The sequence below is a fragment of the Sphaerochaeta sp. PS genome, assembly GCF_032144095.1.
Taxonomy (GTDB): Bacteria; Spirochaetota; Spirochaetia; order Sphaerochaetales; family Sphaerochaetaceae; genus Sphaerochaeta.
Genome location: NZ_JAVSNJ010000013.1, coordinates 30,891 through 54,492, shown reverse-complemented (window position 1 = coordinate 54,492; position 23,602 = coordinate 30,891). Strand labels below are relative to the sequence as shown.

General features: G+C 52.4%; 21 protein-coding genes. 6 read left to right on the top strand and 15 right to left on the bottom strand.

Annotated features, from left to right (window positions below; genetic code table 11):
- Positions 1 to 254 precede the first annotated feature (254 nt).
- The 6 genes from ROJ03_RS10515 to ROJ03_RS10490 all read right to left on the bottom strand — a co-directional run bounded on the left by ROJ03_RS10515 (position 255) and on the right by ROJ03_RS10490 (position 5,614).
- Positions 255 to 1,055 (bottom strand): gluconate 5-dehydrogenase, encoded by an 801-nt coding sequence (locus tag ROJ03_RS10515; protein ID WP_313727012.1) that lies wholly within the window; start codon positions 1,053 to 1,055, stop codon positions 255 to 257.
- A gap of 10 nt (positions 1,056 to 1,065) precedes the next feature.
- Entirely contained in the window at positions 1,066 to 1,908 is an 843-nt protein-coding gene (gene kduI / locus ROJ03_RS10510; RefSeq protein ID WP_313727011.1) for a 5-dehydro-4-deoxy-D-glucuronate isomerase, read from the bottom strand.
- Between the two features lie 12 nt (positions 1,909 to 1,920).
- Positions 1,921 to 2,724: an aldolase/citrate lyase family protein gene (locus ROJ03_RS10505; protein ID WP_313727010.1), complete on the bottom strand. Its 804-nt coding sequence runs from the start codon at positions 2,722 to 2,724 to the stop codon at positions 1,921 to 1,923.
- Between the two features lie 13 nt (positions 2,725 to 2,737).
- Positions 2,738 to 4,018, bottom strand: a complete 1,281-nt coding sequence (locus tag ROJ03_RS10500) for a TRAP transporter large permease (protein ID WP_313727009.1) — start codon at positions 4,016 to 4,018, stop codon at positions 2,738 to 2,740.
- Complete coding sequence (locus ROJ03_RS10495) at positions 4,018 to 4,539, bottom strand: TRAP transporter small permease (protein WP_313727008.1); 522 nt, start codon at positions 4,537 to 4,539, stop codon at positions 4,018 to 4,020. Before ROJ03_RS10495 ends, ROJ03_RS10500 begins: the two co-directional genes overlap by 1 nt.
- Before the next feature lie 67 nt (positions 4,540 to 4,606).
- Positions 4,607 to 5,614 (bottom strand): TRAP transporter substrate-binding protein, encoded by a 1,008-nt coding sequence (locus tag ROJ03_RS10490; protein WP_313727007.1) that lies wholly within the window; start codon positions 5,612 to 5,614, stop codon positions 4,607 to 4,609.
- A gap of 196 nt (positions 5,615 to 5,810) precedes the next feature.
- Between ROJ03_RS10490 and ROJ03_RS10485 the strand changes: the two genes are divergently transcribed.
- Entirely contained in the window at positions 5,811 to 6,593 is a 783-nt protein-coding gene (locus ROJ03_RS10485) for an IclR family transcriptional regulator (RefSeq protein ID WP_313727006.1), read from the top strand.
- 131 nt (positions 6,594 to 6,724) lie between these two features.
- On the opposite strand, the gene ROJ03_RS10480 is transcribed toward ROJ03_RS10485, so the two are convergent.
- Both ROJ03_RS10480 and ROJ03_RS10475 read right to left on the bottom strand, forming a co-directional pair.
- A complete protein-coding gene (locus ROJ03_RS10480) occupies positions 6,725 to 7,606 on the bottom strand; it encodes an RNA polymerase sigma factor RpoD/SigA (RefSeq protein ID WP_313727005.1) in 882 nt (293 codons plus the stop codon).
- Positions 7,607 to 7,836: 230 nt separating this feature from the next.
- A complete protein-coding gene (locus ROJ03_RS10475) occupies positions 7,837 to 8,292 on the bottom strand; it encodes a hypothetical protein (protein ID WP_313727004.1) in 456 nt (151 codons plus the stop codon).
- A gap of 274 nt (positions 8,293 to 8,566) precedes the next feature.
- Between ROJ03_RS10475 and ROJ03_RS10470 the strand changes: the two genes are divergently transcribed.
- On the top strand, positions 8,567 to 8,839 hold the full coding sequence (locus ROJ03_RS10470) for a co-chaperone GroES (protein WP_313727003.1): 273 nt from the start codon (positions 8,567 to 8,569) through the stop codon (positions 8,837 to 8,839).
- 59 nt (positions 8,840 to 8,898) lie between these two features.
- On the opposite strand, the gene ROJ03_RS10465 is transcribed toward ROJ03_RS10470, so the two are convergent.
- The 6 genes from ROJ03_RS10465 to ROJ03_RS10440 are packed head-to-tail and all read right to left on the bottom strand — an operon-like array spanning position 8,899 to position 16,287.
- Entirely contained in the window at positions 8,899 to 10,998 is a 2,100-nt protein-coding gene (locus tag ROJ03_RS10465; RefSeq protein WP_313727002.1) for an ATP-dependent DNA helicase, read from the bottom strand.
- On the bottom strand, positions 10,985 to 12,346 hold the full coding sequence (locus ROJ03_RS10460) for a sigma-54 dependent transcriptional regulator (protein WP_313727001.1): 1,362 nt from the start codon (positions 12,344 to 12,346) through the stop codon (positions 10,985 to 10,987). The genes ROJ03_RS10465 and ROJ03_RS10460 overlap by 14 nt, the downstream gene beginning before the upstream one ends.
- Positions 12,336 to 13,526: a two-component system sensor histidine kinase NtrB gene (locus ROJ03_RS10455; protein WP_313727000.1), complete on the bottom strand. Its 1,191-nt coding sequence runs from the start codon at positions 13,524 to 13,526 to the stop codon at positions 12,336 to 12,338. Before ROJ03_RS10455 ends, ROJ03_RS10460 begins: the two co-directional genes overlap by 11 nt.
- Positions 13,523 to 14,713 (bottom strand): hypothetical protein, encoded by a 1,191-nt coding sequence (locus ROJ03_RS10450; protein WP_313726999.1) that lies wholly within the window; start codon positions 14,711 to 14,713, stop codon positions 13,523 to 13,525. The genes ROJ03_RS10455 and ROJ03_RS10450 overlap by 4 nt, the downstream gene beginning before the upstream one ends.
- The gene (locus ROJ03_RS10445; protein WP_313726998.1) at positions 14,706 to 15,233 is read right to left on the bottom strand and encodes a CvpA family protein; all 528 of its coding nucleotides are present in this window, start codon (positions 15,231 to 15,233) and stop codon (positions 14,706 to 14,708) included. Before ROJ03_RS10445 ends, ROJ03_RS10450 begins: the two co-directional genes overlap by 8 nt.
- A gap of 10 nt (positions 15,234 to 15,243) precedes the next feature.
- Positions 15,244 to 16,287, bottom strand: coding sequence for a UDP-N-acetylglucosamine--N-acetylmuramyl-(pentapeptide) pyrophosphoryl-undecaprenol N-acetylglucosamine transferase (locus tag ROJ03_RS10440; protein WP_313726997.1), 1,044 nt, complete (start codon positions 16,285 to 16,287; stop codon positions 15,244 to 15,246).
- Positions 16,288 to 16,462: 175 nt separating this feature from the next.
- Here ROJ03_RS10440 and secA point away from each other — a divergent pair, with 175 nt between their 5' ends.
- The gene (gene secA, locus ROJ03_RS10435; RefSeq protein WP_313726996.1) at positions 16,463 to 19,225 is read left to right on the top strand and encodes a preprotein translocase subunit SecA; all 2,763 of its coding nucleotides are present in this window, start codon (positions 16,463 to 16,465) and stop codon (positions 19,223 to 19,225) included.
- A gap of 9 nt (positions 19,226 to 19,234) precedes the next feature.
- On the opposite strand, the gene ROJ03_RS10430 is transcribed toward secA, so the two are convergent.
- Complete coding sequence (locus tag ROJ03_RS10430; protein ID WP_313726995.1) at positions 19,235 to 20,257, bottom strand: LacI family DNA-binding transcriptional regulator; 1,023 nt, start codon at positions 20,255 to 20,257, stop codon at positions 19,235 to 19,237.
- Positions 20,258 to 20,501: 244 nt separating this feature from the next.
- On the opposite strand from ROJ03_RS10430, the gene ROJ03_RS10425 reads away from it, so the two are divergent.
- The 3 genes from ROJ03_RS10425 to ROJ03_RS10415 all read left to right on the top strand — a co-directional run bounded on the left by ROJ03_RS10425 (position 20,502) and on the right by ROJ03_RS10415 (position 23,590).
- The gene (locus tag ROJ03_RS10425) at positions 20,502 to 21,776 is read left to right on the top strand and encodes an ABC transporter substrate-binding protein (protein ID WP_313726994.1); all 1,275 of its coding nucleotides are present in this window, start codon (positions 20,502 to 20,504) and stop codon (positions 21,774 to 21,776) included.
- 63 nt (positions 21,777 to 21,839) lie between these two features.
- A complete protein-coding gene (locus ROJ03_RS10420) occupies positions 21,840 to 22,775 on the top strand; it encodes a sugar ABC transporter permease (protein ID WP_313726993.1) in 936 nt (311 codons plus the stop codon).
- The gene (locus ROJ03_RS10415) at positions 22,772 to 23,590 is read left to right on the top strand and encodes a carbohydrate ABC transporter permease (protein WP_313726992.1); all 819 of its coding nucleotides are present in this window, start codon (positions 22,772 to 22,774) and stop codon (positions 23,588 to 23,590) included. The genes ROJ03_RS10420 and ROJ03_RS10415 overlap by 4 nt, the downstream gene beginning before the upstream one ends.
- Positions 23,591 to 23,602 lie beyond the last annotated feature (12 nt).

Below are 23,602 nucleotides of genomic sequence, written 5' to 3'. Positions count from 1 at the left end.
TTTTTGGAACAATATTTCAATTTTTAATTTACCGTAGATTCAAGAAATAGCCTCACTGTGCAATAGTATTGACTTCATAGATTATCATCGGTGATACCTTGGAAAATAGTAGTTTTTAGAAATGCAACAGAGGTAAAACTCAATCTAGCCATTTTACTGTACAAAGAATCAGCATAGCCCTATTCCATAAAAAATGCCTCCCTACTCCCCTGAAATCGAGGAAAGAGAGGCAAAAAAACCAATGCATGTACAGCTTATGGTTGCTTTCCGATGTAAGCCAGGATGCCTCCATCGACATACAACACATGGCCGTTGACAAAATCAGAAGCAGCAGAAGCCAGGAAAAGTGCTGGGCCTGTAAGATCCTCAGGGGTTCCCCATCTCTCTGCAGGGGTCTTGGCAATGATGAAGCTGTCGAAAGGATGGCGCGACCCATCAGCCTGCTTTTCCCGAAGGGGAGCGGTCTGGGGGGTTGCAATGTAGCCAGGTCCGATGCCATTGCACTGGATGTTGTACTTGCCATACTCACTGCAGATGTTCCGGGTAAGCATCTTCAGCCCACCCTTTGCAGCTGCATAGGCACTGACGGTCTCCCGTCCAAGCTCGCTCATCATCGAACAGATGTTTATGATCTTGCCACTTTTTCGCTCCATCATGGAAGGCAGCACAGCCTTGGCAACGATGAAGGGGGCGGTAAGGTCGATGTCGATCACCTTGCGCCAATCTGATGCAGCCATCTCATGCATGGGGATGCGGCGGATGATGCCGGCATTGTTCACCAGGATATCCACAGGACCCAGGTCGGAAGTGATGAGCGCGTTGGTCTTTACCACAGCCTCTTCATCGGTTACGTCGCAGACATACCCCTTCGCCTCGATACCAGCTTCCTTGTAGGCAGCAAGCCCTTTCCCGACCAACTCAGCGTTGATATCGTTGAAAGCAATCTTTGCCCCAGCCTGTGCATAGGCACAGGCGATGGCAAACCCAATTCCATAGGAAGCCCCGGTTATCCAGGCCACCTTCCCTTTCAGGGACAATAAATCTTTATGATCCATAGTTATACTCCTACCTCAAATCCTCGGTCTTGACCCAATCCATATCGGTGTAGGTGCGGTTTTCGCCACACATCGACCAGATAAAGGTGTAGTTGCTTGTCCCTACCCCACTGTGGATCGACCAGGATGGGTTGATGACAGCCTGCTCGTTATGCACTGCGACATGACGGGTCTGCTGTGGTTCACCCATGAAGTGGAACAGGGTCTGGTCGCTGGGGATGTCAAAGTAGAAATAGACCTCCATCCTGCGCTCGTGGGTGTGTGCCGGCATGGTATTCCAGACGCTGCCCACCTCAAGTTGGGTAAGCCCCATGGAAAGCTGGCAGGTATCGAGCACATCGGGGTGGATGTACTGGTTGATGACCCTGGCGTTGCTCAGTTCAGTCGACCCGGCCTTCACATGCTTTGCATCGGCAAACACAATGTGCTTGGCAGGGAATGCATGGTGGGCAGGAGTTGAGTTCATGTAGAACTTTGCGGGCTTCGAGGAATCCTTGCTGGAGAAGAGGACCTCCTTGGTACCCATGGGCAGGTAGAGGCCATCGAGGCTTACGATATCATAGGTAACACCGTCGGCCTCGACCAGGCCGTCACCACCAATGTTGATGATGCCAAGCTCACGCCTCTGCAGATAGTAGTCAACGCCAAAGTCAGCCATTGCGTTGATGTTCATAGCCAGGTTGAGCTTTTTCTTGACGGGCATTGCCCCCATGGTCACGATCCTGTCAATGTGCGAATAGACACCAGAAACATTGTCAGGCCTGAAAATATCTGTGATGAGAAACTCCTTGCGAAGTTCTTCGGTCGTCATTCTCTTGAATGCTTCCTTTCCGGTTGAATAGCGAATATCCATGTATATAACTCCTTAGTTAGTATTTTTTTCCTTTTCCCTGATTACATCAATAGCATCTTTCTTCATGGTTTTCAATGCATTCTGCAGATGATACATATCATTGCCAAGAATCAACATGTTGATTCCCCGCCCAATTGCGGCCTCTATGTTCTCCCTCGTACCAGGAACAACAGGGCACATGACGGCGATCCCTCTCTTCTGGCAACCTTTTGCAAGCTTGGTATAGGCATCAGCTACCCGAGGGTCCTCTGTTGCATATCCTACCTTGGCACCGATTGAGAGTGAATAGTCGATAGGCCCGAAATTGATACCATCGACGCCTGGGACATCGAGAATTTCATCAAGGTTGTCAGTAAACTCAAAATCCTCGTCCATTGGGATGACCAACGTCTCGGCATTGCTCTTTGCCACATAGTCTGACCATGAGAAAGTGGGGCCACCGAAGCCAGCACTGCGTACATTGGACTCAGCGCCCCTTCTTCCCAGAGGAGGGAACTTGGCAGCACGTACCATATCCTGGGCATCTTCTTTAGTCCTGGTATGGGGAACGACAATCCCTTCGGCACCCATTTCCAAAACCTTGCGTATCTCCACCTCATCGGTTCCTGTCACCCTGACCACAGCAGGGATATGTGCAAGCCTTGCAGCCATGATGAGCTTTTCCATATTGTTGGGACCATCAAGAGGACAATGCTCAAGATCGAGGTAGACAAAGTCATATCCCCAGTTTCCTATTGCTTCGACGGCACAGGCAGCTGCAGTAAAGCAGGTAATACCAAATACCGGGCCTTTTTTCATTCTTTCACGTAGAGTCATACTATCTCCCTCGTCATCCCATCAAGGATGGCAACCACATGCTAAAGGCAGGAACAAAGGTGATCAGCAGCAGGACAACAATGTTACAGATAATAAAGGGAAGGGCTCCCCTGAAAATCTCAACAATCTCCATATTGCAGATCTTGCTAGCGACGTTAAGGCACATTCCAACGGGAGGAGTAACCAACCCAATTGCAAGGCCCACGATGATGATGGCACCAAACTGCAGTTCACTCATGCCAAACTGCTGCATCACAGGCAACAGTATCGGGCTGATAAGCAGGATACAAGGCGTCACATCCAGGAAGGTACCCAAAACCAGGATGAGGATGTCCAAGAAAAGGAAGACCATCCAACTAGGGATATGGGAGTTCAACAAAAAAGAGGCAATTGCTACAGGAACCTGCTCAACAGCCAGAATCCAGGTAAAGATCATGGTGAATCCACCGATGATCATGATGGAGCTGGACATCATGAAGGTTTTCTTGAGGGCGTTGCCCACTTCCTTCCACTTTAGTTCCTTATAGACGAAGAACCCCAAAATAGCTGCATAGAGCACTGCAATTCCTGCAGACTCACTGGCTGTGGCAATACCAAACGAAACGGTGACAATAATCAGGACAGGCATCAGCATGGCCAAGGAACCATCCTTGGTAATCTTGATGATGCTCTTTGTATCAATCTTCTCCTTGACTGGATGGTATCCCCGTTTCCTGGAGATCACATAGGTCAGGATAAGCTGGGTAACACCTACCAGGATGCCTGGGATCAGGCCTGCCAGGAAGAGCTTTCCAACCGAAGCGCCGCTTACCATCGCGTACATAAGCATGGGGACACTGGGTGGAATGATCATACCGATCGTAGAGGACGCTACGGTAATACCAGCAGCAAACTTCTTGGGATACCCTTTCTTGACCATGTCAGGAATGAGAATGCTTCCCAAGGCGGAGGTGTCGGCAACTGAGGATCCTGAAATGCCCCCAAAGATCATCGATGCAACCACGTTCACCTCCCCCAGCCCTCCTCCCAGAGGACGGACAAGCAACATGGAAAAATCTATGAGACGCCGGGTAAGGCCACTGTGGTTCATCAGCTCACCGGTGAGCATGAAAAGAGGCATGGCGATGATGATAAAGCTCTCTGTCCCCGACCAGACCCGCTGGGGGAATGTCATCAGGAAAGTAGGGTTTGTCATCAACATATACAGAATTCCTGAGCTTCCGATCGCATAGCCTATTGGAACGCCAATGACCAACAACACGATCAGGGCAAAAAACATCATTGACAGTTCCATTAGGCTTCTCCCTCCAAACCAAGTTCGAAATCTTCCTTATATCCTTTTACGGGCTCAGCGATAGGGACATACAGTTTGAGTATGTTGACGATCGCATAGAAGATGGTGATGACAAACGAAACCGGCATGAGACCATAGTAGAATCCTCGGGGTATTCGAGTAGCAGGTGAAGGAACCTTCCCTACCTTCTGGATCATCCGGATACTGAAATAGATCATGAAAACAGAGACAATGATAATGAAAACCTGTGCAAGAATGCTGCAGACCCTCTTTGCTTTCTCAGGCATCTTGTCGGTAAAGCTGTTCACTGCAATATGCTCGTTTTCACGAAGCCCCAGGGCAGCACCAAAAAATGTCGTAGCTACAAAGACCATGGTAAGCAACTCTTCAGACGATACGAAGGCGATGGAGAATACATAGCGAAGGATTACCGAAATAATGACCCCACATGCAAGAACGCCAACCAGTGCCTTGCCAAAAATCGAAAGGGCCTTGTCGAGGCCAAGAATACATCTATTCATACAATCTCTCTTCCCATTCTCATGCAAAGGTAGCCCGCTCCAGGTAAAGAGCGGGCCCTTCATGCAGTTATTTACTTACAATTGCGCGCATTTCATCCAAGTCAGCCTGGGAGAAAATCCCCTTCTTGACAAAATATGCATATACGGGTTCGCAAGCTTTTACAAATTTCTCTACTTCGGCAGCAGTTGGCTTGTAGATCTGGACACCACCCTTCTCGATCATGTCGTAGTAGTAGTCGTTCATTTCCCTTCTGTACCTGTTCTGCTCGTCTGTGAAAATCCAAGCCCCGTCCTGAATGATCTTCTGAAGGTCAGCAGGCAACTTGTTCCACAGTTCAAGGTTGATGTCAATCGGCTCGGGATGGAACTGGTAATCGATCATGGTCATGTACTTCTGGACTTCGAAGAACTTCATGTCACCGATGTTTGCAAGAGGATTCTCTTCACCGTCGGCAACGTTGGTCTTGAGGGCCATGTAGGTATCACCATACGGGATCGATACTGGGTTGGCACCGAGGGCCTCCATGCTCTTGATGATGGATTCAATCGGTGGGGTCCTGATCTTCAGGCCTTTCATGTCAGCAGGGCTCTTGATCGGGCGGACGTTGTTGGTAAACTGGCGGGATCCACCATCACCGATGGCGAGCATCTTGATGCCGTATTGCTCCGCAGATTCCATAATTCTTTTGCCCAAGTCACTGTGGGAAACTTTCATCAAGTCAGCCTGTGTGGGGAAGAAGAAAGGCATGAGGTAGATTTCCAACATGGGGGACTGTGAAGCAAATACACCACCAACGAACATCTCAAGGGTACCAAGCTTCATGGCCTCAATCATGTCATTCTCGTTTCCGAGGGTTCCTGCAGGATAGATCTCAATCTTCAATCTTCCCTTGGATTCCTTTTCCACGTAGTCCTTGAAGGTCAGCAAGGCCTTGTGCCTTGTTGCTTCAGTAGTCGATGCATGCCCTACTTTAAGGGTATACACTTTGTCAGTTTTTGTTTCAGTCTGTCCGGCTGAGAACAAAAATGGGGTCACCAGCAGGACACAGAGTGCCAACATCACCAGTTTTTTCATCGATTCCTCCTATCTTTAGTCCCACAATGTGGAACTCAATACCAAAAACAATACACAAAACAAACAAACATATGAAAATCTAGTCATATTTTCATTTATATTCCGTATTGCGGAACACTATTTCATTATACGGCTCATTTAGGAGTTGTCAAGCGCTTTTAAATAGAATATATTGTCCAGTGAAGGAGGCCTTGTTGTGGCATCAGCATTAAAAGTACAGTCAGTTGACAGGACCTTTGATATTTTGGAATTTCTGGCCAATGAGCAGAACGGGTGTACCCTCGCACAGATATCGGAAAAGCTCGACCTCCCCAAAAGCACATCGCATAGGCTCCTGGGAGTATTGCTCCAAAGGCAGTTCGTGCGGAAAAACAATGAGAACAACCGATACCGGCTAGGACCTGGGTTCATTGCCCTCTGCAGCCAGTACCTCAACAGCCTCGAACTGAAAACCGAAAGCTCCCCATTCATGGAGGAGCTGTCGGTCAACACAGGGAACGTGGTATTTCTTGCCATTCGCCAGGATGACAAGATGGTCTACATCGACAACAAGGAACAGATCAACAGCCTGCGCAAGTATGCGATCATCGGCCAGACCAAACCCCTGTACTGCACATCTTTGGGAAAATCCCTGCTGATGGGACTTTCCGATGACCAGATCAGGATCTTGCTGAAGAACGAGAAGTATGAGAGACGGGGTCCCAATACGATCGGCAACATCGAAAGCCTGTTACAGGACATACGCGAGTGCCGAAGACGTGGTTGGTCCTTGGATGACCAGGAAGCGGAACCTGCCATCAACTGTGTGGCAGCCCCGGTGTACGACTACCGCGGCCAGGTCATCGCAGCGATCAGCACCTCCTGGGTCCTTGCCCAACACCCTGAGATGAGGCCTGAGGAGATGGCTGTGAAGGTCATGAAGTGTGCATCCAACATATCCTTCAACATGGGATACATCGGTAGCTCCACCAGAACCTGACAGAAACATGCAAGGGTTGGCGCAACCCAGTACATATAGGTTACAATATTGTACATGGAGATACAAAAAACCGGGCAGTCAGACTGTCCGGTTTTTGTATCTATGTTGATCACACCTCTAAAGGGTGTTGTTTACGCTATGTAGCTCTCAAGGATCTTGCTCTTCTGAGGGGTCTTCAGTCTTTCGAGGGCCTTCTTCTCGATCTGTCGGATCCTCTCCTTGGTAAGGTTGTAGATCTCCCCAATCTCCTTGAGGGACATGGGAATCTTGCCGTCCAGCCCAAAGCGAAGCTCGATGATCTCCCGCTCCTTGTCGGTCAGGGTGGAAAGGACCAGGTTGATATCCTCCTTGAGGGAGACATCCAACAAGGAATCCTCAGGAGAGAGGGAACCATCCTCGATGAAGTCGCCCACACTGCTGCTGCCGGTATCATTGAAGACCGGAGCATCGAGGCTGACCAGGTCCCGGCTGATGCCGAGGAGGTGATTTACATGCTCAGGATCGAATCCCGTGAGTTTTCCGATCTCTTCAGCAGAGGGGTCCTCTGTACTGAAGTCGCTCATCAAGGAGCGTTGTGCCTTCTGTATCTGCAAAAGCTCATTGGTCCTGTTCAGAGGCAGGCGGACCGCCCTACTCTTCTCGTTGATCGCCTTCATGATTGACTGGCGGATCCACCACACAGCGTAACTGATGAAGTGGTAGCCCTTGTCGGGGTCGAACTTTTCCAAGGCGGTCATAAGGCCGATGTTTCCCTCGTTGATGAGGTCCATCAGCGGGAGGCCCTGGTTCTGGTATTTCTTGGCAACATTGACCACAAACCGCAGATTGGACTCGATCATCCGCTTACGGGCAAACTCGTCTCCATCCACCACTCGCTTGGCGAGGCTGAACTCCTCTTCTTTGGTAAGCAAGGGAATCCTGTTGATTTCCTTCAGATATATGCTAAGGATATTTGCATCGTCGTATGCTGCGCTATCGGTACTGTTGTTCAACATAGTTCTCTTGGTCTTCATGAGCATCGCCTCCATGGGTTATGAAAAGGTAGATGCAACTTATGTGCCAACTATGTTTACTGTACAAGTATCTTATTATTGGAAATGAAATTAAAAGTTTCTATTAGTTTTGGTTTCAGAAAAACCATGGGAGATAGCCCAAAAGTTCCCTACTTTTGGTGTCAAAAGGATACAGAGAGGGAAAATCACTCAAATATAGGGTTAAAATGACCCTTTTGAGGTAATTGTCTTCAACCTATGGCGCAATCCGACCCATCATCCTCAAAACACCAGGGAAAATCGAGCTCCAAGGAGGCAAACCAGGATGCGAGGTTGTCCGTATGGAAGGGAAGCTCGCTCTCCTCAAGGGCCTTTCGGATCTCCTGGTACTCGGACTTCAAGAAATCATGGATCATGTCACCCTCGCACAACGAACAGCTTATCTGTTCCTTTCCCATCAGATAGATGGAAAACTGCCGTCTGAAGAAATCCAGCCAATCCTTATCCTTGCAGGTATGTGCCTTTCCCCGAATGAGAAACGCATCGGTGTAGCAACCCAAGGAGCTGACCAGGTTCTTCGTCCGTGCAAACAGGTATGCCATCTCATAGAAATACTGCCAAAGCTCTTCCAGTGTAGGTTCTGCACACAAAAAGGTTGCTTTGGATGGCTTCATAAGTTGGGTGTTCTCGTTTGTTGCACTGTCCATAACTAGGATGCCTCGTTCATCCAGACCTAATATAGTAAGGGCTCGCAATACCGGCAAGTGAAATAGCAACAAATTGCACAGTGCGCAAACCTTGCACACCGAGAGACATACCCACACTGTAGGAGGTGCTCAGAAGCAATGCTTCCCGGTTTTATGTGCGAAATCGGTATTCGCTGAAATAACCTTGCCTCTACAGTGGTAATTCACTATATTATCGGAAGCGAAGACAAACCTTCGCAATCACAAGTCATTCAATTGTTTGGAGGAAGATACGATGAAAATTAAGCCTTTGGCAGACAGAGTATTGGTGAAGATCGAAGAGGTGCAAGAAAAGACCGCAAGCGGGATTTACATTCCTCAGACTGCACAGGAAAAGACCCAGATCGGGACTGTCATTGCAGTCGGTGAAGGCACAGACAAGGTCAAGATGACCGTAAAGGTCGGCGACAAGGTCATGCATGACAAGTACACCGGTACCTCAGTAAAGGCTGACGGACAGGAATACCTGATTCTCAGCATGAAGGACGTGCTCGCTATCATTGAGTAGCCCATCCTCATTGAAGGACAAAAAAAGTGGAGTTGGCAACAACCCCACTTTTTTTGTCCTTATTTGCCTGCATAGAGAAAATTCTCGATCTTGTCGCAGATGCCAGCCGTCTCCGTATCGGGATGGAAGCTCTCAGGAAGGGCCCGCATCATATACTGGCCGTAATTCTTCTTTATCACACGGCTATCGAGGATGAGAACCACCCCGGTATCGACGGTATTGCGCATGAGCCTTCCAAACCCCTGCTTGAGCTTCATGGTTGCCTCCTTGAGGGAGAGCTGGTAGAAGCCACTGCCACCACTATTGTCTATGGCCTCGCACCTCGCCTTGAATACAGGGTCAGTCGGAACATTGAAAGGAAGCTTGACAATGACTACCATGCGAAGCGTATCGCCTGGGGCGTCAACCCCTTCCCAGAAGGAGGAGGTGGCAAACAGGGTGCTGTCCTTCTCTGCAATGAAGCGATTGAGCAGGGTATAGCGGTCCATGTCGCGCTGGCTGAAAAGGGTCAGACCCTCCTTATCGAACCTAGGCTGCAACCGTTCCTTCACCTTCTGGAGCATGGAGTAGGAGGTAAACAAAACCAAGGCACCCCCACCTGTGGAGAGGATTGCGGAAAATACCGTCTCACACATGTAGGAGACATACTCCTCTTCATTATCCTTTGCCAACATGGGGGCATCCATGGGGGTTAGCAACATCAGGCGGTTCTGGTAATCGAACGGGGAGGAATAGGTGGCGGTGAGATAGGGCCGGTTCTCATCATAGGGCAGGCCTACCCTACTTCCCCAGAAGGCAAAGGCATCGTTCAAATCCAAGGTTGCCGAGGTGCAGACCACCGTGGCAAGTTTCTTGAAGAGGGCCTCCACCAGGATCGGTGCGATGGATAGTGGGGTGATACAGACCTGTACCGACCGGGTATTCCTGAAGGATTCCGCATTGAACCAATGGATTTCATCCCCCCACAGCGAAAAATTGCAGAACTGGGTCAACACCTCGCTCATCTGGGCTATCCTCGTGCCACGGACCATCAGTTCGTTGACCTTGGTCGCAAACTCCTCAGGAGCCTTGGTGTGTTCGATGAAATACCCTATCTTCGCTGCAAGGCGGCCACTTGCCTGGGCCACCTTGGTCGCCTGTTGGGCAAACTCAGCTAGGCGGCTCTGCTGCTCGGCCTTGATCAGCACTGGCTGGAAGTCATTCTTCTGGAAGATTCCCAGAAGATACTGGTCCAAGGTCCCCACCTCCCCGCTCAGCAGATGGATGTCATCCCTGATGCGGTCGAACAGTTCAGGATCGGGGGAGAACTCCCCCAGCTGGTCAAGCAGGGATTTGGCGGCAAACCTTCCCGAACGCTGGATCCAGGAGATCTGACGGAGCATCTCCTTGGCGGTATATTCGGCAGTAAAGTAACTGGTGGCATTCTGCTCGATATTGTGGGCCTCGTCGATGATGAGCCGATTGTATGAGGGAAGCACGGCCTCCTCATCAAAGCCTATTGAGCTTTCGTGCCTGCTTTGGGCATCGGTGAACAACAGGTGGTGGTTGCTGACGATGATCCTCGCTTCCTTGATCTTCTGTTTTGCCTTGAAGTAGAAGCACTCATGGAAATACTCGCACTTGTGGGTGTTGCACAGGTCCCCATCGCAGAGCACCTCAGACCACAGCTCGCCGAGCTTGCCGGGGTAGTCGCTGCGCAGTCCTGTATCGGTGCTGTTCGCCCACTCGTTGAGCTGGTACAACTCACTTTGGGGGTCCTGGGCAAGCAGGGACACGTCGTTGCGAACGGCTACCAGCCTCTGGATGCAGAGGTAGTTTGACCTGCCGACAGCCAAGGCTGTCTTGCAGGAGAGGTTGAGCAACCTGAAGAGCATCGGTATGTCCTTCTCGTAGAGTTGCTTTTGCAGATTGATGGTCGAGGTGGCTATGACAGTCCGTTCATCCGGGTTCTGCATCGCATGGTAGAGGGCAGGAACCAGGTAGGCGAAGGACTTGCCGATGCCTGTCCCTGCCTCTATGGCAGCGATGGCATTGGTTTCGTAGCACTCGCGCACAAGGTCGGCCATAAACAGTTGGCCTTCACGATATTCATAGGAGGGGAAGTACTTTTCCAGGCTTCCCCCCTTGTCAAAGATCTCGTATATGTCATTCTTCGTCAATTTGGTATTCCTGTAGTTTTCTGTGCAGTGTCTTGCGTCCTATGCCAAGGACATCGGCAGCCTTGGTCTTGTTTCCCCCACACATGACCAGGGTGGAGATGATCAGTTGCTTTTCGGCTTCCTGCAGGGTAATGCCCACATCGAAGGAGAGCTGGGCAGACCTGTCAGATCTTCCCACCGATGGGGGAAGGTCGTCAAGCTCTATCATGGAAGAGCGGGACAATACCACGGAACTCTCGATGCAGTTGCGTAGCTCCCGTATGTTGCCCGGCCACTCATAGGCAAGCAAGGCCTTCTTTGCCGCATTGGAGAAACCTTCGATGGTTTTGTTGTTCTCCTGGGTAAACTGGGTAAGGAAGGATGTCATCAGCAAGGGGATGTCATCCTTTCGGTCACGAAGGGGTGGCACATCAAGATGGACGACATTCAGCCTATAGTAGAGGTCCTCACGGAAAGCTCCCTTCTCGATCTCCTTGAGCAGGTCCTTATTCGTTGCACAGACGACCCGCACATCGACGGTAAGGGATTTTTCTCCCCCTACCCGTTCAAAGGACCTCTCCTGCAACACCCTGAGCAGCTTTACCTGGGTAGCCGCGTTTATCTCCCCGATCTCGTCAAGGAAGATCGTTCCCCCGTCGGCTAGCTCAAAGCGCCCCTTCTTCTGGGCTGTGGCTCCGGTAAAGGAACCTTTCTCATGGCCGAACAGCTCGCTTTCCAGCAGCGATTCCGAGAGGGCGGCACAGTGCACCTTGATGAACGGACCCTTGGATCGGGTGCTCAGCTCATGGATGGCATCGGCTACCAGCTCCTTTCCCACCCCGCTCTCCCCGGTGATCAGCACCGAGGCCCTTGTTGGGGCTACCTGGGCCACGGTATCCATCAGCATGACCATCTTCTGGCTCTTTCCGACGATGCGGTCATACCGGTTGCGCGCCTTCAGGGCTGCAACCTCAGCCTTCAGCTTCTCATGCTCGGCATAGAGGTCCGTCGTGGAAAGTGCCTTCTTCACCACGAGGGAGAGGCGGTCAAGGTCAACCGGTTTGGTGAAGAAGTCTATGGCGCCACCGCGCATCGCCTCCACAGCTGTCTCGATGGTCCCATGGCCGGTGAGGATGATGACTGGTAGCCGGGGATAGGCGGAAGAGATCCTTTTGAGCAACTCACCTCCACTGAGGTTTGGCATCCTCAGGTCGGTAATGACCAGGTCTACATCCTTCTTGCCCATTAGGGCCCAGGCGGCAGAACCATCCTCGGCAGTGAGGGTCTCATACCCATCGAGTTCCATGGCCATGGCAAGGCCACTACGGATATTCTTCTCGTCATCCACAATGAGGATGCTACGCTTCATACAATCCCTCCTTAACAGGCTCGGTCAGGCTGAGCCTCTCGCTCTTGGGTATGGGGAAGGATAGGGTGAAGGTGGTACCCTCTCCCAGCTTGCTTTCCACAGAGATGTCGCCATGGTGCTCCTTCATGATCTTGTAGACTACGGTAAGGCCCAACCCGGTTCCCGTGGCCTTGGTGGTAAAATAGGGTTCAAAGATCTTCTGCAAGGTCTCGTCATCCATGCCGGTTCCGGTATCAGAGACCATTATCACTACATGGTTCCCATCAGCCTTTGCCTGCAGGCGTATTTTGCCTCCCCCCTCCATCGCGTTCATCGCATTCTTGATGAGGTTGAGCAGAGCCTGCTTGAGCAGGTTCTCGTCAAACTCCAGCCTGGGAAGCGAAGAGGAGAGGTCACAGGTGAGGACCACCTTGTGCTCGGCAAGCTCAGGCTCGACGAAAGAGCAGATATCGGAGAGCGTCTTGACGATGGAACCCATCCGCAGGCGGGTATCCAGGGGTCGGACCGCAAACAAGAAATCGACCACAATGCCATTGAGGCGGTTCACCTCTTCCTCAAACACATCCAGGTAACGCTCAGCATCCTCAAGGGTTAGGCAGTTCTGGCGTACAAATGCCTTCTTGAGGAGCTGCAGGTGGATTCCCATCGCTGCCAGGGGGTTCTTGATCTCATGGGCAACCCCCGCCGCCATGGTGGTCATGGAGGCAAGGTTCTCCGAGCGGCGCATCCTCGCTTCGTTTGCATTGTGCTCGGTGACATCGGTGAACATCAGCACATAGCTGGAAAGCCCCTTGGCCTCCTGCAACTTGTAGGTAAATACATTCACGGCAACCGTCTGGACCTTGCTGCCCCGTTGGAAAGTGAACTCATTGTCCAGGTCATCGGCGCGGTTGTAGACAGAGAGGACAATGTACCTGAGCACATGCTCGTCCTCGATGACCTTGGAGAGGGGTTGGCCCTCATAGTTGCGGCTACGCACCATGGGGACCAGGTTCGGGCAGTTGGAGTTGGCGTAGTTGATCCTGAGCTTGGAATCGGTGAGGATGACCCCGTCCTCTATCGATTCCAGCACGTTCTCCAACATCTCCACCTCCCTGGACTGGCTCTTCAGGATATCGACTATCTGGTTGGAATCAAGCTGGTCTATCTTCTGGATAGCCCGCAGGACAAAATTCTTCATGCAACCTCCATGAGTTTCAGGTAGAGGGCCTGGAGCATCAGCTTCTTGTTCTGGTTGAAAAGCGTTGCCTGGCTATAGCTGCTGGAGATGAGATCGGAAAGGGAGCTGGCCCGTTGCCAGGTGATCTCCCCCTTAGCGACCGAGCTTCCCAGAAAGGAGAGCAAGGTCTTCAGGACATACTCATAGCTACCCTGCTCGTCGACGAAATCGACCAGGGAGGAGAACCTCTCCTCGGAAAGATAGGTATGGTTGGCTATCGAATCCAAGAGGGTCTGGACCACCTCATCATGCTTGGCCAGGTCCAGCCCCCCTCCCTGGAGGAAGAAGGACTCAAGGGTTGCAAACCGTTCGGTCCCGAGAAAGAACGGGGAGAGCAAGGCATTGACCCTATCCTCCCGAACCGGGGGGAAGCTGTACTTGCGAACACGCGAGAGGATGGTCTGCATGATCCTGTTGGGGTATTCGGAGATCAGGAAGAAATAGACATCCGTAGGAGGCTCCTCCAGCATCTTCAGGAGGCTGTTCCTCGCCGAGGCGTTGGTCTGCTCCAGGCTCTCGATGATGATGAACCGCTTCTGTTCCCCCATGCTGGTCTGGTTGATCCACTCATCAAGGGCACGGACCTCGTTGACGGAGATGGTCGTATTCTTCCTGGATGCCGCAAGAAGTGCCTTCAATGCGGTCTTGAGACTCTGGCTGAGGGCCTTTGCACGCTTCTCGGCAATCTCGCCCTTCTCCTCAGAAAGCTCCATCAACAGGTCGCTTACCTGCGAGGCCGCATCATAGTTGGCACTCTGGGTTGCACTTTGCGAACTGCCGGACAGGGACGCATGGTACTGCAAAAGCAGGATCCTGACCGTCCTGATGAGAAAACGCCTGGAGAAATCCGAACGGAGGCGGACAAAGCTGGCAAGGGCTGTCTCGATGACACTCTCATGGTCACGCTGGCTGACAATGACCAGGTTTGGCATGGTAAGCAGGTCGAACTTTCTGCAGCTTGCGCAGCGGCAGGACGACAGGCCCTCCTCCTTGCAGGAGAGGACACGGGCACTTTCCAGTGCGCTGGTCATCCTCAGCGAGTAGCGGCTTCCCCCAAACAGGTTTACCTGGGTAAAGGTATTGCTCTCTATCTGCCTGGAAAGCTGGGCTGCAATGTCAGGTTGGCTCTTGGATAGTTCCTCAAACATGGGCAGCATTCACCGTAAGGGTAAACCAGTTGACCGTCTCAGGAACCATCGGGCGAACCAGGCGCAGGATGAACTGGCTCCTGTCCAGGACGGAGGAGAGGTCAAAGGCTGTCTGCAGTTCCAGCATGTAGAGGATGAGGGAGGAAAACACCACCACCTCAAGCACACCCCAGATGAAGCCCAGCAAGCCATTGACAGCCCGCAATCCTGTAACGTTCAGGGCCGTGTCAAGCAAATTGCCTATCACCCGCATCAGGACATAGCCTGCAAGGAAGAGCACCACAAAGGAGATGAGGCTGGAAACAAGCATGCCCAGGCCAAAGGATGCCAGCAGGACCTCGGAGAGGATCTTGGTAAACATCAGTGCAAGGAAGAATCCCACAATGAAGCCTGCCCTATGGGCGAAGGCATCGGCAAAACCCGTGAGGGTGTCTGCAATGCCACCGATGATGGCCAGAGCGAACACTATGATATCTATCGAATTAAAATACACCGACCCGATCGTCATTCCCCAATCCATACTATGCTCCTTATCGTAGGAGAGATGCAATTTTTACTGCACTCCCAGAAACCGCCAATGCTCTTGCATTTCCTGCAAGGATACCTCTTTTGTCAGGATTCTCCAACAGATATGCTACTTCCTGGAGAAATATCTCTTTCGAAACCTCACCGAACAGGGCATGGGCCGCCCCTTTGTCGACCAGACGCTGGGCGTTGAGAATCTGGTCTCCCCTGCTGGTGGCTGTCGAAAGGGGGATGATCAGCGAAGCACACCCAAAGGCCAGTATCTCGGCTATGGTGCCTGCCCCGCCACGGCTGACGACGAGGGTGCTCCTCCTGTAGAGCGAGCCGAGCTCAGGGCCCAGCAGCGGGATAGCTACATAGTTTTCATGGGCACTTCCCTGGTAGTCCGCACTCCCACACTGGTGTATGACAAACGCAAGGGCCGTAAGCGCCTCCAGGTTTTCCCGTACCAGGGCGTTTATCTCTGAGGAGCCTTGGCTGCCTCCCAGCACCAGCAAAACAGGCATGGTGGGCACAATGCCAAACCGGGAGATATCCTCATCGGAAAACAGGGCCTCACGGATGGGGTTTCCCGTCACCACCAGCTTTGCAGGGGGAAGGGAGCCCTCGCTTCCTGCAAAAGGTATGCATACGGTGGTTGCACAACGGCTGTTCAAGCGGGTTGCAAGGCCAGGGGAGGCATCGCTTTCATGGGTAACCACCCGTATCTTCAGCACCCAGGCGGCATAGACCGGGGGCACGGACACAAAGCCCCCTTTGGAGAAGAGGACCGTAGGGCGCATCTTCCTCAGTAGCTTCAGGGCCTGGAAGAAGGCTACTGCAAGGCGGAACAGGTCACTGATGTTTGCCAGGGAGGCATAGCGTCTGAGCTTGCCGCTCTGGATGGGATAGAAGGGAATGCCGGCCCCCTCTACAGCCGCCTGCTCAAGACCGTTGTGACGGCCGATCCAGAAGCAGCTGTAGCCAGGCTGAGAGGCCAACGCCTGGTGTACCGCCAGGGCGGGATAGATATGACCGAGGGTTCCTCCCCCTGTGTAGCAGACCAACATGGCCCGAGTATAGCATGTCGGAGGGTGCTCGCATAGCATATATGTATCATAATGATACACAGCGGGTATATTTGGCTCACTTTTAATGGAAAGGAAAGCTTTTCTCTGACAGCAGTTTTGAGTATACTTGGATGGGTGTGCCAAGGCATGCCAAATCCTGTACAAGAGAGTCATCATGGGAACATCACTATTCGCCAAGCTGTTCGGAACAAAACAAGATAAAGATTTAAGGACCCTCAGGCCCATCGTACACGAAGTAAACAACGAGGATGCCTGGGCAAAGGCTCTTAAGGACGAGGAATTCCCTCTCCAGACGGTCTTGTTCAGGAAACAGGTTGCAGAAGGGGCCTCGCTTGACAGCCTGCTTCCCAAAGCCTTCGCCCTTGCTAGGGAAGCGGCATCCAGGGTGTTGGGTGAGCGCCACTACGATGTGCAGATCATGGGAGCTGCCGTCCTGCATAGGGGCCAGATCCTGGAAATGAAGACCGGTGAAGGAAAGACCCTTACCTGCGTACCCTCGGCATACCTCAACTCGCTGGAGAACAAGGGTGTACATATCGTCACGGTAAACGACTACCTCGCCCGTCGTGACTCAGAATGGATGGGACCGATCTACGAGTTCCTCGGGCTCACCGTCGGGGTCATCCTCTCAGACATGGACACCGAGGCGAAGCGCAAGGCCTATAGCGCCGACATCACCTACGGGACAAACAACGAGTTCGGCTTCGACTACCTCAGGGACAACATGAAGTGGTCCATGCAAGAGAAGATCCAGCCCAAGCACCACTACTGCATCATCGACGAAATTGACTCCATCCTCATCGACGAGGCCCGTACCCCCCTTATCATCAGCGGCCAGAGCGAGGATGACTCAGCCCAGGTGATGGGGGCACAGAAGATCGCTGCCTTCCTCACCGAGTGCGAGAAGGACCCCGCCACAGGGGAGTACTACGAACAGGATCCTCTCGCCCGCTTTGAGCGAAATGCCCAGCCCTTTGAAGAGAGGGGTGACTACAAGCTGGACGAAAAGCAGAAGAAGGTCTCCTTCACCAACCAGGGGATGAACCATATGGAAGAGCTGCTCAACAAGAGCAAGGTCATCACCGGGTCCATCTATGACGACGAGAACTTCGAGTATGTGCACTATGTCACCCAGGCCGTCAAGGCACTGCGCCTCTACTCCGACGATGTGGACTATGTCGTCGTTGACGGACAGGTGCAGATCGTCGACGAGTTCACCGGCCGTATCCTCCACGGCAGGCGCTACAGCGACGGGTTGCACCAGGCCATCGAGGCCAAGGAGAAGATCAAGATCCTTGGGCAGAACAAGACCCTGGCCACCATCACGTTCCAGAACTTCTTCAGGATGTACGACAAGATCAGCGGCATGACAGGGACTGCAGACACCGAAGCTCCGGAATTCCTGAAGATCTACGGCCTTGATGTCGTGGTCATCCCCACCAACAAGCCCATCGTCCGCGAGGACCATCCAGACCTTGTCTACTACAACGAGCAGTTCAAGATACAGGCAATCTGCGAGGAGATCGCACGGGTACACAAGATTGGCCAGCCAATCCTTGTCGGCACCATATCCATCGAGAAAAGTGAGATGCTCTCCCTGCTCCTGAAGAGGATGGGCATCAAGCACGAGGTGCTGAACGCCAAGAACCATGCCCGTGAGGCCTTGATCATCGAGGAAGCCGGGGCAAAGGGTGCCGTCACGATCGCCACCAACATGGCTGGCCGTGGAACCGACATCAAGCTTGGGGGCAGCCTCGATGCAAGGGCCAGAAGGATCTGCGGTACCGAAGCCACAGCCGAGGAGTATGCCCAGGCCATCAAGCAGGTGACCCCTGCCTGGGCCAAGGAGTATGAAGAGGTCAAGCAGCTCGGGGGCCTGTACATCATGGGAACCGAGCGCCATGAGTCAAGGCGAATCGACAACCAGCTGCGCGGTCGGTCAGGCCGTCAGGGAGACCCTGGTACCAGCCGCTTCTACGTCTCCCTGGACGATTCGCTCATGCGCCTGTTCGCATCCGAGAACATCAGGGGAATACTCGGCAAGATAGGGATGCAGGACGGGATGCCCATCGAGCATCGCATGCTCTCCAATGCCATCGAAAAGGCCCAGAGAAGGGTTGAGGACCGAAACTTCGAGATCCGGAAACACCTGCTCGACTATGACGATGTGCTCAACGAGCAGAGAAACTACATCTACAGCGAACGTGACAGGATCCTCAGCGAAGAACATCTGCTGGAGCGTGTGCGCACCAGCTGCCATGAAATCGCAAGCGAGATTGTCGATGCACTTCCCAAGGAGATGAAGGATGAGGACATGGCTGTGAAGATCCTTGAGGAGATCCAGGCAGAGTTCCATCTCACCATCCCACCCCTAGAAGCTGGTGCCACCAAGGAAGAGTACAAGAACCACCTGAAAAAGAGCATCGATGAGGAGATTGACTCCAAGGTGATCCAGACAGGGGAGAAGCCGTTCAACGACTTTCTCAGGTTCAACTACCTTCGCCAGATCGACATCCGTTGGCAGGACCACCTCGAGGCCCTCGAGGACCTTCGCGACGCAGTGGGATTGCGCTCCTATGCACAGAAGAACCCCCTGGTCGAATACAAGGTCGAGGGCTTCGAGATATTCAACGAGATGCTTGAGGGCATCAAGCACTTCATAGCCAACACACTGGTCAGGGTACAGATCACCCGCTCCGACGACTCCTATAGCAGAAAGACCGCAGCGCACAAGACCGTCGAGTCCCATCGGCCACAGGCGGCCTTCGCCAATTCTGGCCAACCGGCAAGGGTGAGCGGCGGTGGGGATGTGGCTCCTGTCACGGTCAGGCGTTCCACAGCCAAGGTCGGGCGCAATGACCCCTGCCCCTGTGGTAGTGGCAAGAAATACAAGAACTGCCATGGGAAAAACGTATAGGCGGAGTCCCTACAGGAGAGGAATCTCCTTCGTACTCTGCCGTATCGTCAGGGAGGTGGGTATGTAGAGCTTCCTAGGAAGCTCATACAGCCCACTTACCCTACTCTTGAGGATGTCCACTGCATTCTGGGCTATGAACTGCATGGGAACATGGACGGTGGTCAGCGGTGGGGTCAGGAACTTCACCGAACTCTGATCGTTGAAGCCGACGATGCTCATGTCCTCAGGAACCCGTACACCTCTTTGGTCCAGTTGCGCAAGCACCCCCGTTGCGGTCGTATCGTTTGCACAAAAGATTGCGGTGGGCCGAGGATCACTCTCCAGAAGGAGCGAGGCAAGACAGAGGCCTTCATTGTAGGAGAGCCTCTCCCCTTCAAAGATGAGCCCTTCATCAAAAAGACCCTTGTCCTGCATAAACTCGATGTAACTCATCTTCCTCATGTCCCGTCCCTGCCCTCCCCTGTCTCCGATCACCTTGCCGCCGATATAGGCGATCTTCCGGTGGTTCAGGTCATACAGATGCTGCAGTGCCAGCCGGGTACCAAGTTCCGTATTGATGAGCAGGGAGTCGAAGCGGGTGGCATCGGGGCATGAATCAAGAAAGACAATGTGCTGGGAAAACTGGGCAATCTTCTCGATCTGGACCAGGTTGAACCTCCCAATGGCAATGATGGCATCGATGGGAGTATCCACTGAGGGTACGAACTGCCCGTCTATGTTGATGAACTTGAACATGTCGATGTTCTCTTTTGCAAGCTGCCGTTCCACTGTGGTCATGAGGTAGAGATAGTAGGGATCCTCGATGAGGGCAGGATACTTGTACCACTCGACAATGGCGAAGGTAAGCCTCTTGGCCCTCTTCTTCTTTTGCTTCCGCTGCTGGAGAGTGACGTATTCCAGCTCCTTGGCGGCGACAAGGACACGCAGTTTCGTCTCATCGGAGACACTGAGGGTGTCGTCATGGTTCAGGATTCTCGATACGGTTGCTATGGAGACATGAGCCTTCTTTGCAATGTCAGTAATGGTAGCCACGGCTTTTCCTCTGCAAGTAGTAAAAATTTACTTTCCAGTCTAACACTTTTTCTGAGGTTTTACACCTTGTTTCTTACAAATTGCGTATTTTGTAGGTAGTTTGCAGTTTTTGTCCCCCATTCTGAGGAGTATGATGGTAAAACTACAGCATATACTTAGTAAAAATTTAGTAAAAATTTCTTGACAGCTCCCTACTCCCACCGTATGCTACAGGTATATTGAAACACGAAAAGGAGATTGTGTTATGAAAAAATCCCTGTTGCTTCTCTTGGTTTGCCTGGTATTGGTCACCCCGCTGTTCGCTGGTGGGGCCAGCGAGACAAAACAGGCCGGACCCATAAAGATATGGGCTTGGGACCCTAACTTCAACATTTCCATCATGAACGAGGCGATCAGCCGCTATCAGGCAAAGCACCCCGAAGCTACGTTCGAGGTAGTGGAGCTAGCCAAGGCCGATGTAGAGCAGAAGCTACACACCAACCTGGCTTCCCGCACCAAGGAGGGGCTTCCCGACATCGTACTCATCGAAGACTACAATGTGCAGAAGTATCTGACCAGCTATCCCGGACAGTTTGCCGACCTTAGCAGTGCATTCAACTACAACGACTTTGTCGGGTACAAGGCTGATGTCATGAAACTGGACGGCAAGTACTACGGCGTCCCCTTTGATTCAGGCGTCGCAGGCTTCTTCTACCGCACCGACCTGCTCAAGAAGGCGGGTTTCACAGCCCAGGATCTGGAGAACATCACCTGGGATCGGTTTGCCGATATTGCCAAGGAATACAAGGCAAAGACCGGCCAGTACCTCATTGCAAACGACAAGAGTGACGGCGGGCTGTTCCGCATCATGCTGCAGAGTGCCGGCAGCTGGTATTTTGACAATGAAGGCAAGCCAGCTCTGGTTAACAATGCTGCCCTCATGGAAGCGATGAAGCTCTACAAGCGTTTCGTGGCTGAGGATCTTGCCCTTCCAAGCAACGGCTGGAACGAATGGGTGGGTTCATTCAATTCAGGCAAGGTTGCATCTGTCATCACCGGGGTGTGGATCATAGGGTCCATCAAGGCTGGAGTCGACCAGAGCGGACTGTGGGCTGTTGCACCAACACCCCGCCTGAGCCTGGACAAGTCGGTCAATGCCTCGAACCTGGGCGGATCCTCATGGTTCGTCCTGCAAAACGGGGCAAATCGTGACAAGGCCATCGCATTCATGCAGGAAATCTATGGGAACGACAAGGGTTTCTACCAGACCATCCTGATGAACAACGGGGCAATCGGCTCATACATGCCGGCATTCAGCGGCGATGCATTCAAGGCACTGGACCCATTCTTCGGGAACAAGGCCATCTTCACCGACCTGAGCAGGTGGGCATCCATGATCCCCAAGGTCAATGTCGGACAATACACCTATGAGGCCGATGCGGCTGTCATGGCAGTGATGGAAGACTACTACAATGGGAAGACAACCCTGGAACAGGCTGTCAAGAGTGCAGAAAACCAACTGAAGAACTCGATCCAGTAACCGTTCTGTTCCTGGTAAGCAGGAGGGATACCCTCCTGCTTTTTTGTAATGGAGAATGACCATATGGCTAATGAAAAACGACTGGATAGGATCGGCTGGTACTTCATCACCCCCGCCTGTGTACTGCTGCTCTTCTTTATCGTCTACCCTATCTTCTTCTCGCTCTACCTCTCCTTTACCTCAACAAAGGGGATCGTAAGCCAATTTGTGGGAGTGAAGAACTACCTCAGGATGTTCGGCGACCCCATGTTCTTCCTAGCCCTGGAAAACACCTTCCGCCTTCTTCTGATCCAGGTCCCCATCATGCTGCTGCTCTCCATCACCTTTGCCGCAATCCTGAACAACAAGAGCATCCGTTTCCGCGGTTTCTTCAGGACAGCCCTATTCTTGCCCTCAGTCACCTCCCTGATAGCATACTCCATCCTCTTCAAGATGCTGTTCAGCTATGATGGGTTGGTCAACAACACCCTCATCAAGCTCAGCATCATCGATGCCCCTCTGCAGTGGATGAGTGAGCCAAGGCTGGCCACCTTTGTCCTAGTCATCGCCATGATATGGCGTTGGACCGGCTACAACATGATCTTCTACCTCTCTGCCATGCAGAATATCTCGGAAGACCTCTATGAGGCTGCCTCCATTGACGGGTCGTCAAAGGTGCACAGCTTCTTTACCATCACCATACCCTTGCTGAAGCCCATCATCCTCTTTACGACGGTGATGTCCACCATAGGGACCCTGCAGTTGTTCGACGAGCCGATGAACCTCTCCCAGGGCGGGACGACTGCGAGCATGATCGGTCCCGACAACTGCTTCCTTACCCTCAGTGTCTACATCTACAACATCTGTTTCAAATATACCCCCAACTTCGGCTATGCTGCGACTGTCAGCTATGCCATCCTCATCATCATCGCCCTGCTTACCTTCATCCAGTTCAGGTTAAGCGGCGACAGGGAAGAGGCAATGAGGAAAACCCTGGAAAGAAAGGGAGGAGTACGATGAACATACGAAAGAAGGGGCAATCGCTCCTGCTCTACCTGTTTCTCTCTGTATCGGCATTCTTTTCGATATTCCCGTTCTTCTGGATCGTCATAGGCTCGACCAATACCGCAGTACAGATCCAGACGGGAAAGCTCTCCTTCGGCAACCAGTTGGGAAGGAACCTCCACAAGCTCTTCGGACAGTCGAACATGGGTGGGGCCCTCTTCAATTCGGCCAAGATCGCGGTTCTCACGGTAGTGCTCTCCCTGCTGGTAACCAGCATGGCAGCCTACGGCTTTCAGATGTACAAGTCAAAGGCAAGGGAGAGAACTTATTCCTTTTTCCTGCTTACCATGATGATTCCCTTCGCTTCCCTGATGATACCCCTGTTCCAGATCATCGTGGTCTTTCGCCTGCTCAACTCCCATATGGCCATCGTGCTGGTGGCAAGCATCAGCGTGTTCATGGTGTTCTTCTTCAGGCAGAGCTTCGTCAACTACCAGACCGAGATCCTGCAGGCTGCCCGTGTCGATGGGGCTGGGGAGGCCCGAATCTTCTTCACCATATTCTTTCCCAGCATGAAGAGCACCTATGCCGCCGGGGCGATCTACTCGTTCATGACCAGCTGGAATGCCTACCTATGGCCCCTGATCGTCCTGCAGTCCAATGACAAGAGGACATCCACGTTGCTGATCTCCTCCCTCTCCTCTTCCTACACACCCGATTTCGGGGTTATCATGACGGGGATAGCGTTGGCGACCCTGCCGGTTATCGTGGTGTTTTTCGCTTTCCAAAAACAATTCGTACAGGGTATGGTAGGCTCTGTCAAACAGTAAGGATATCCACTC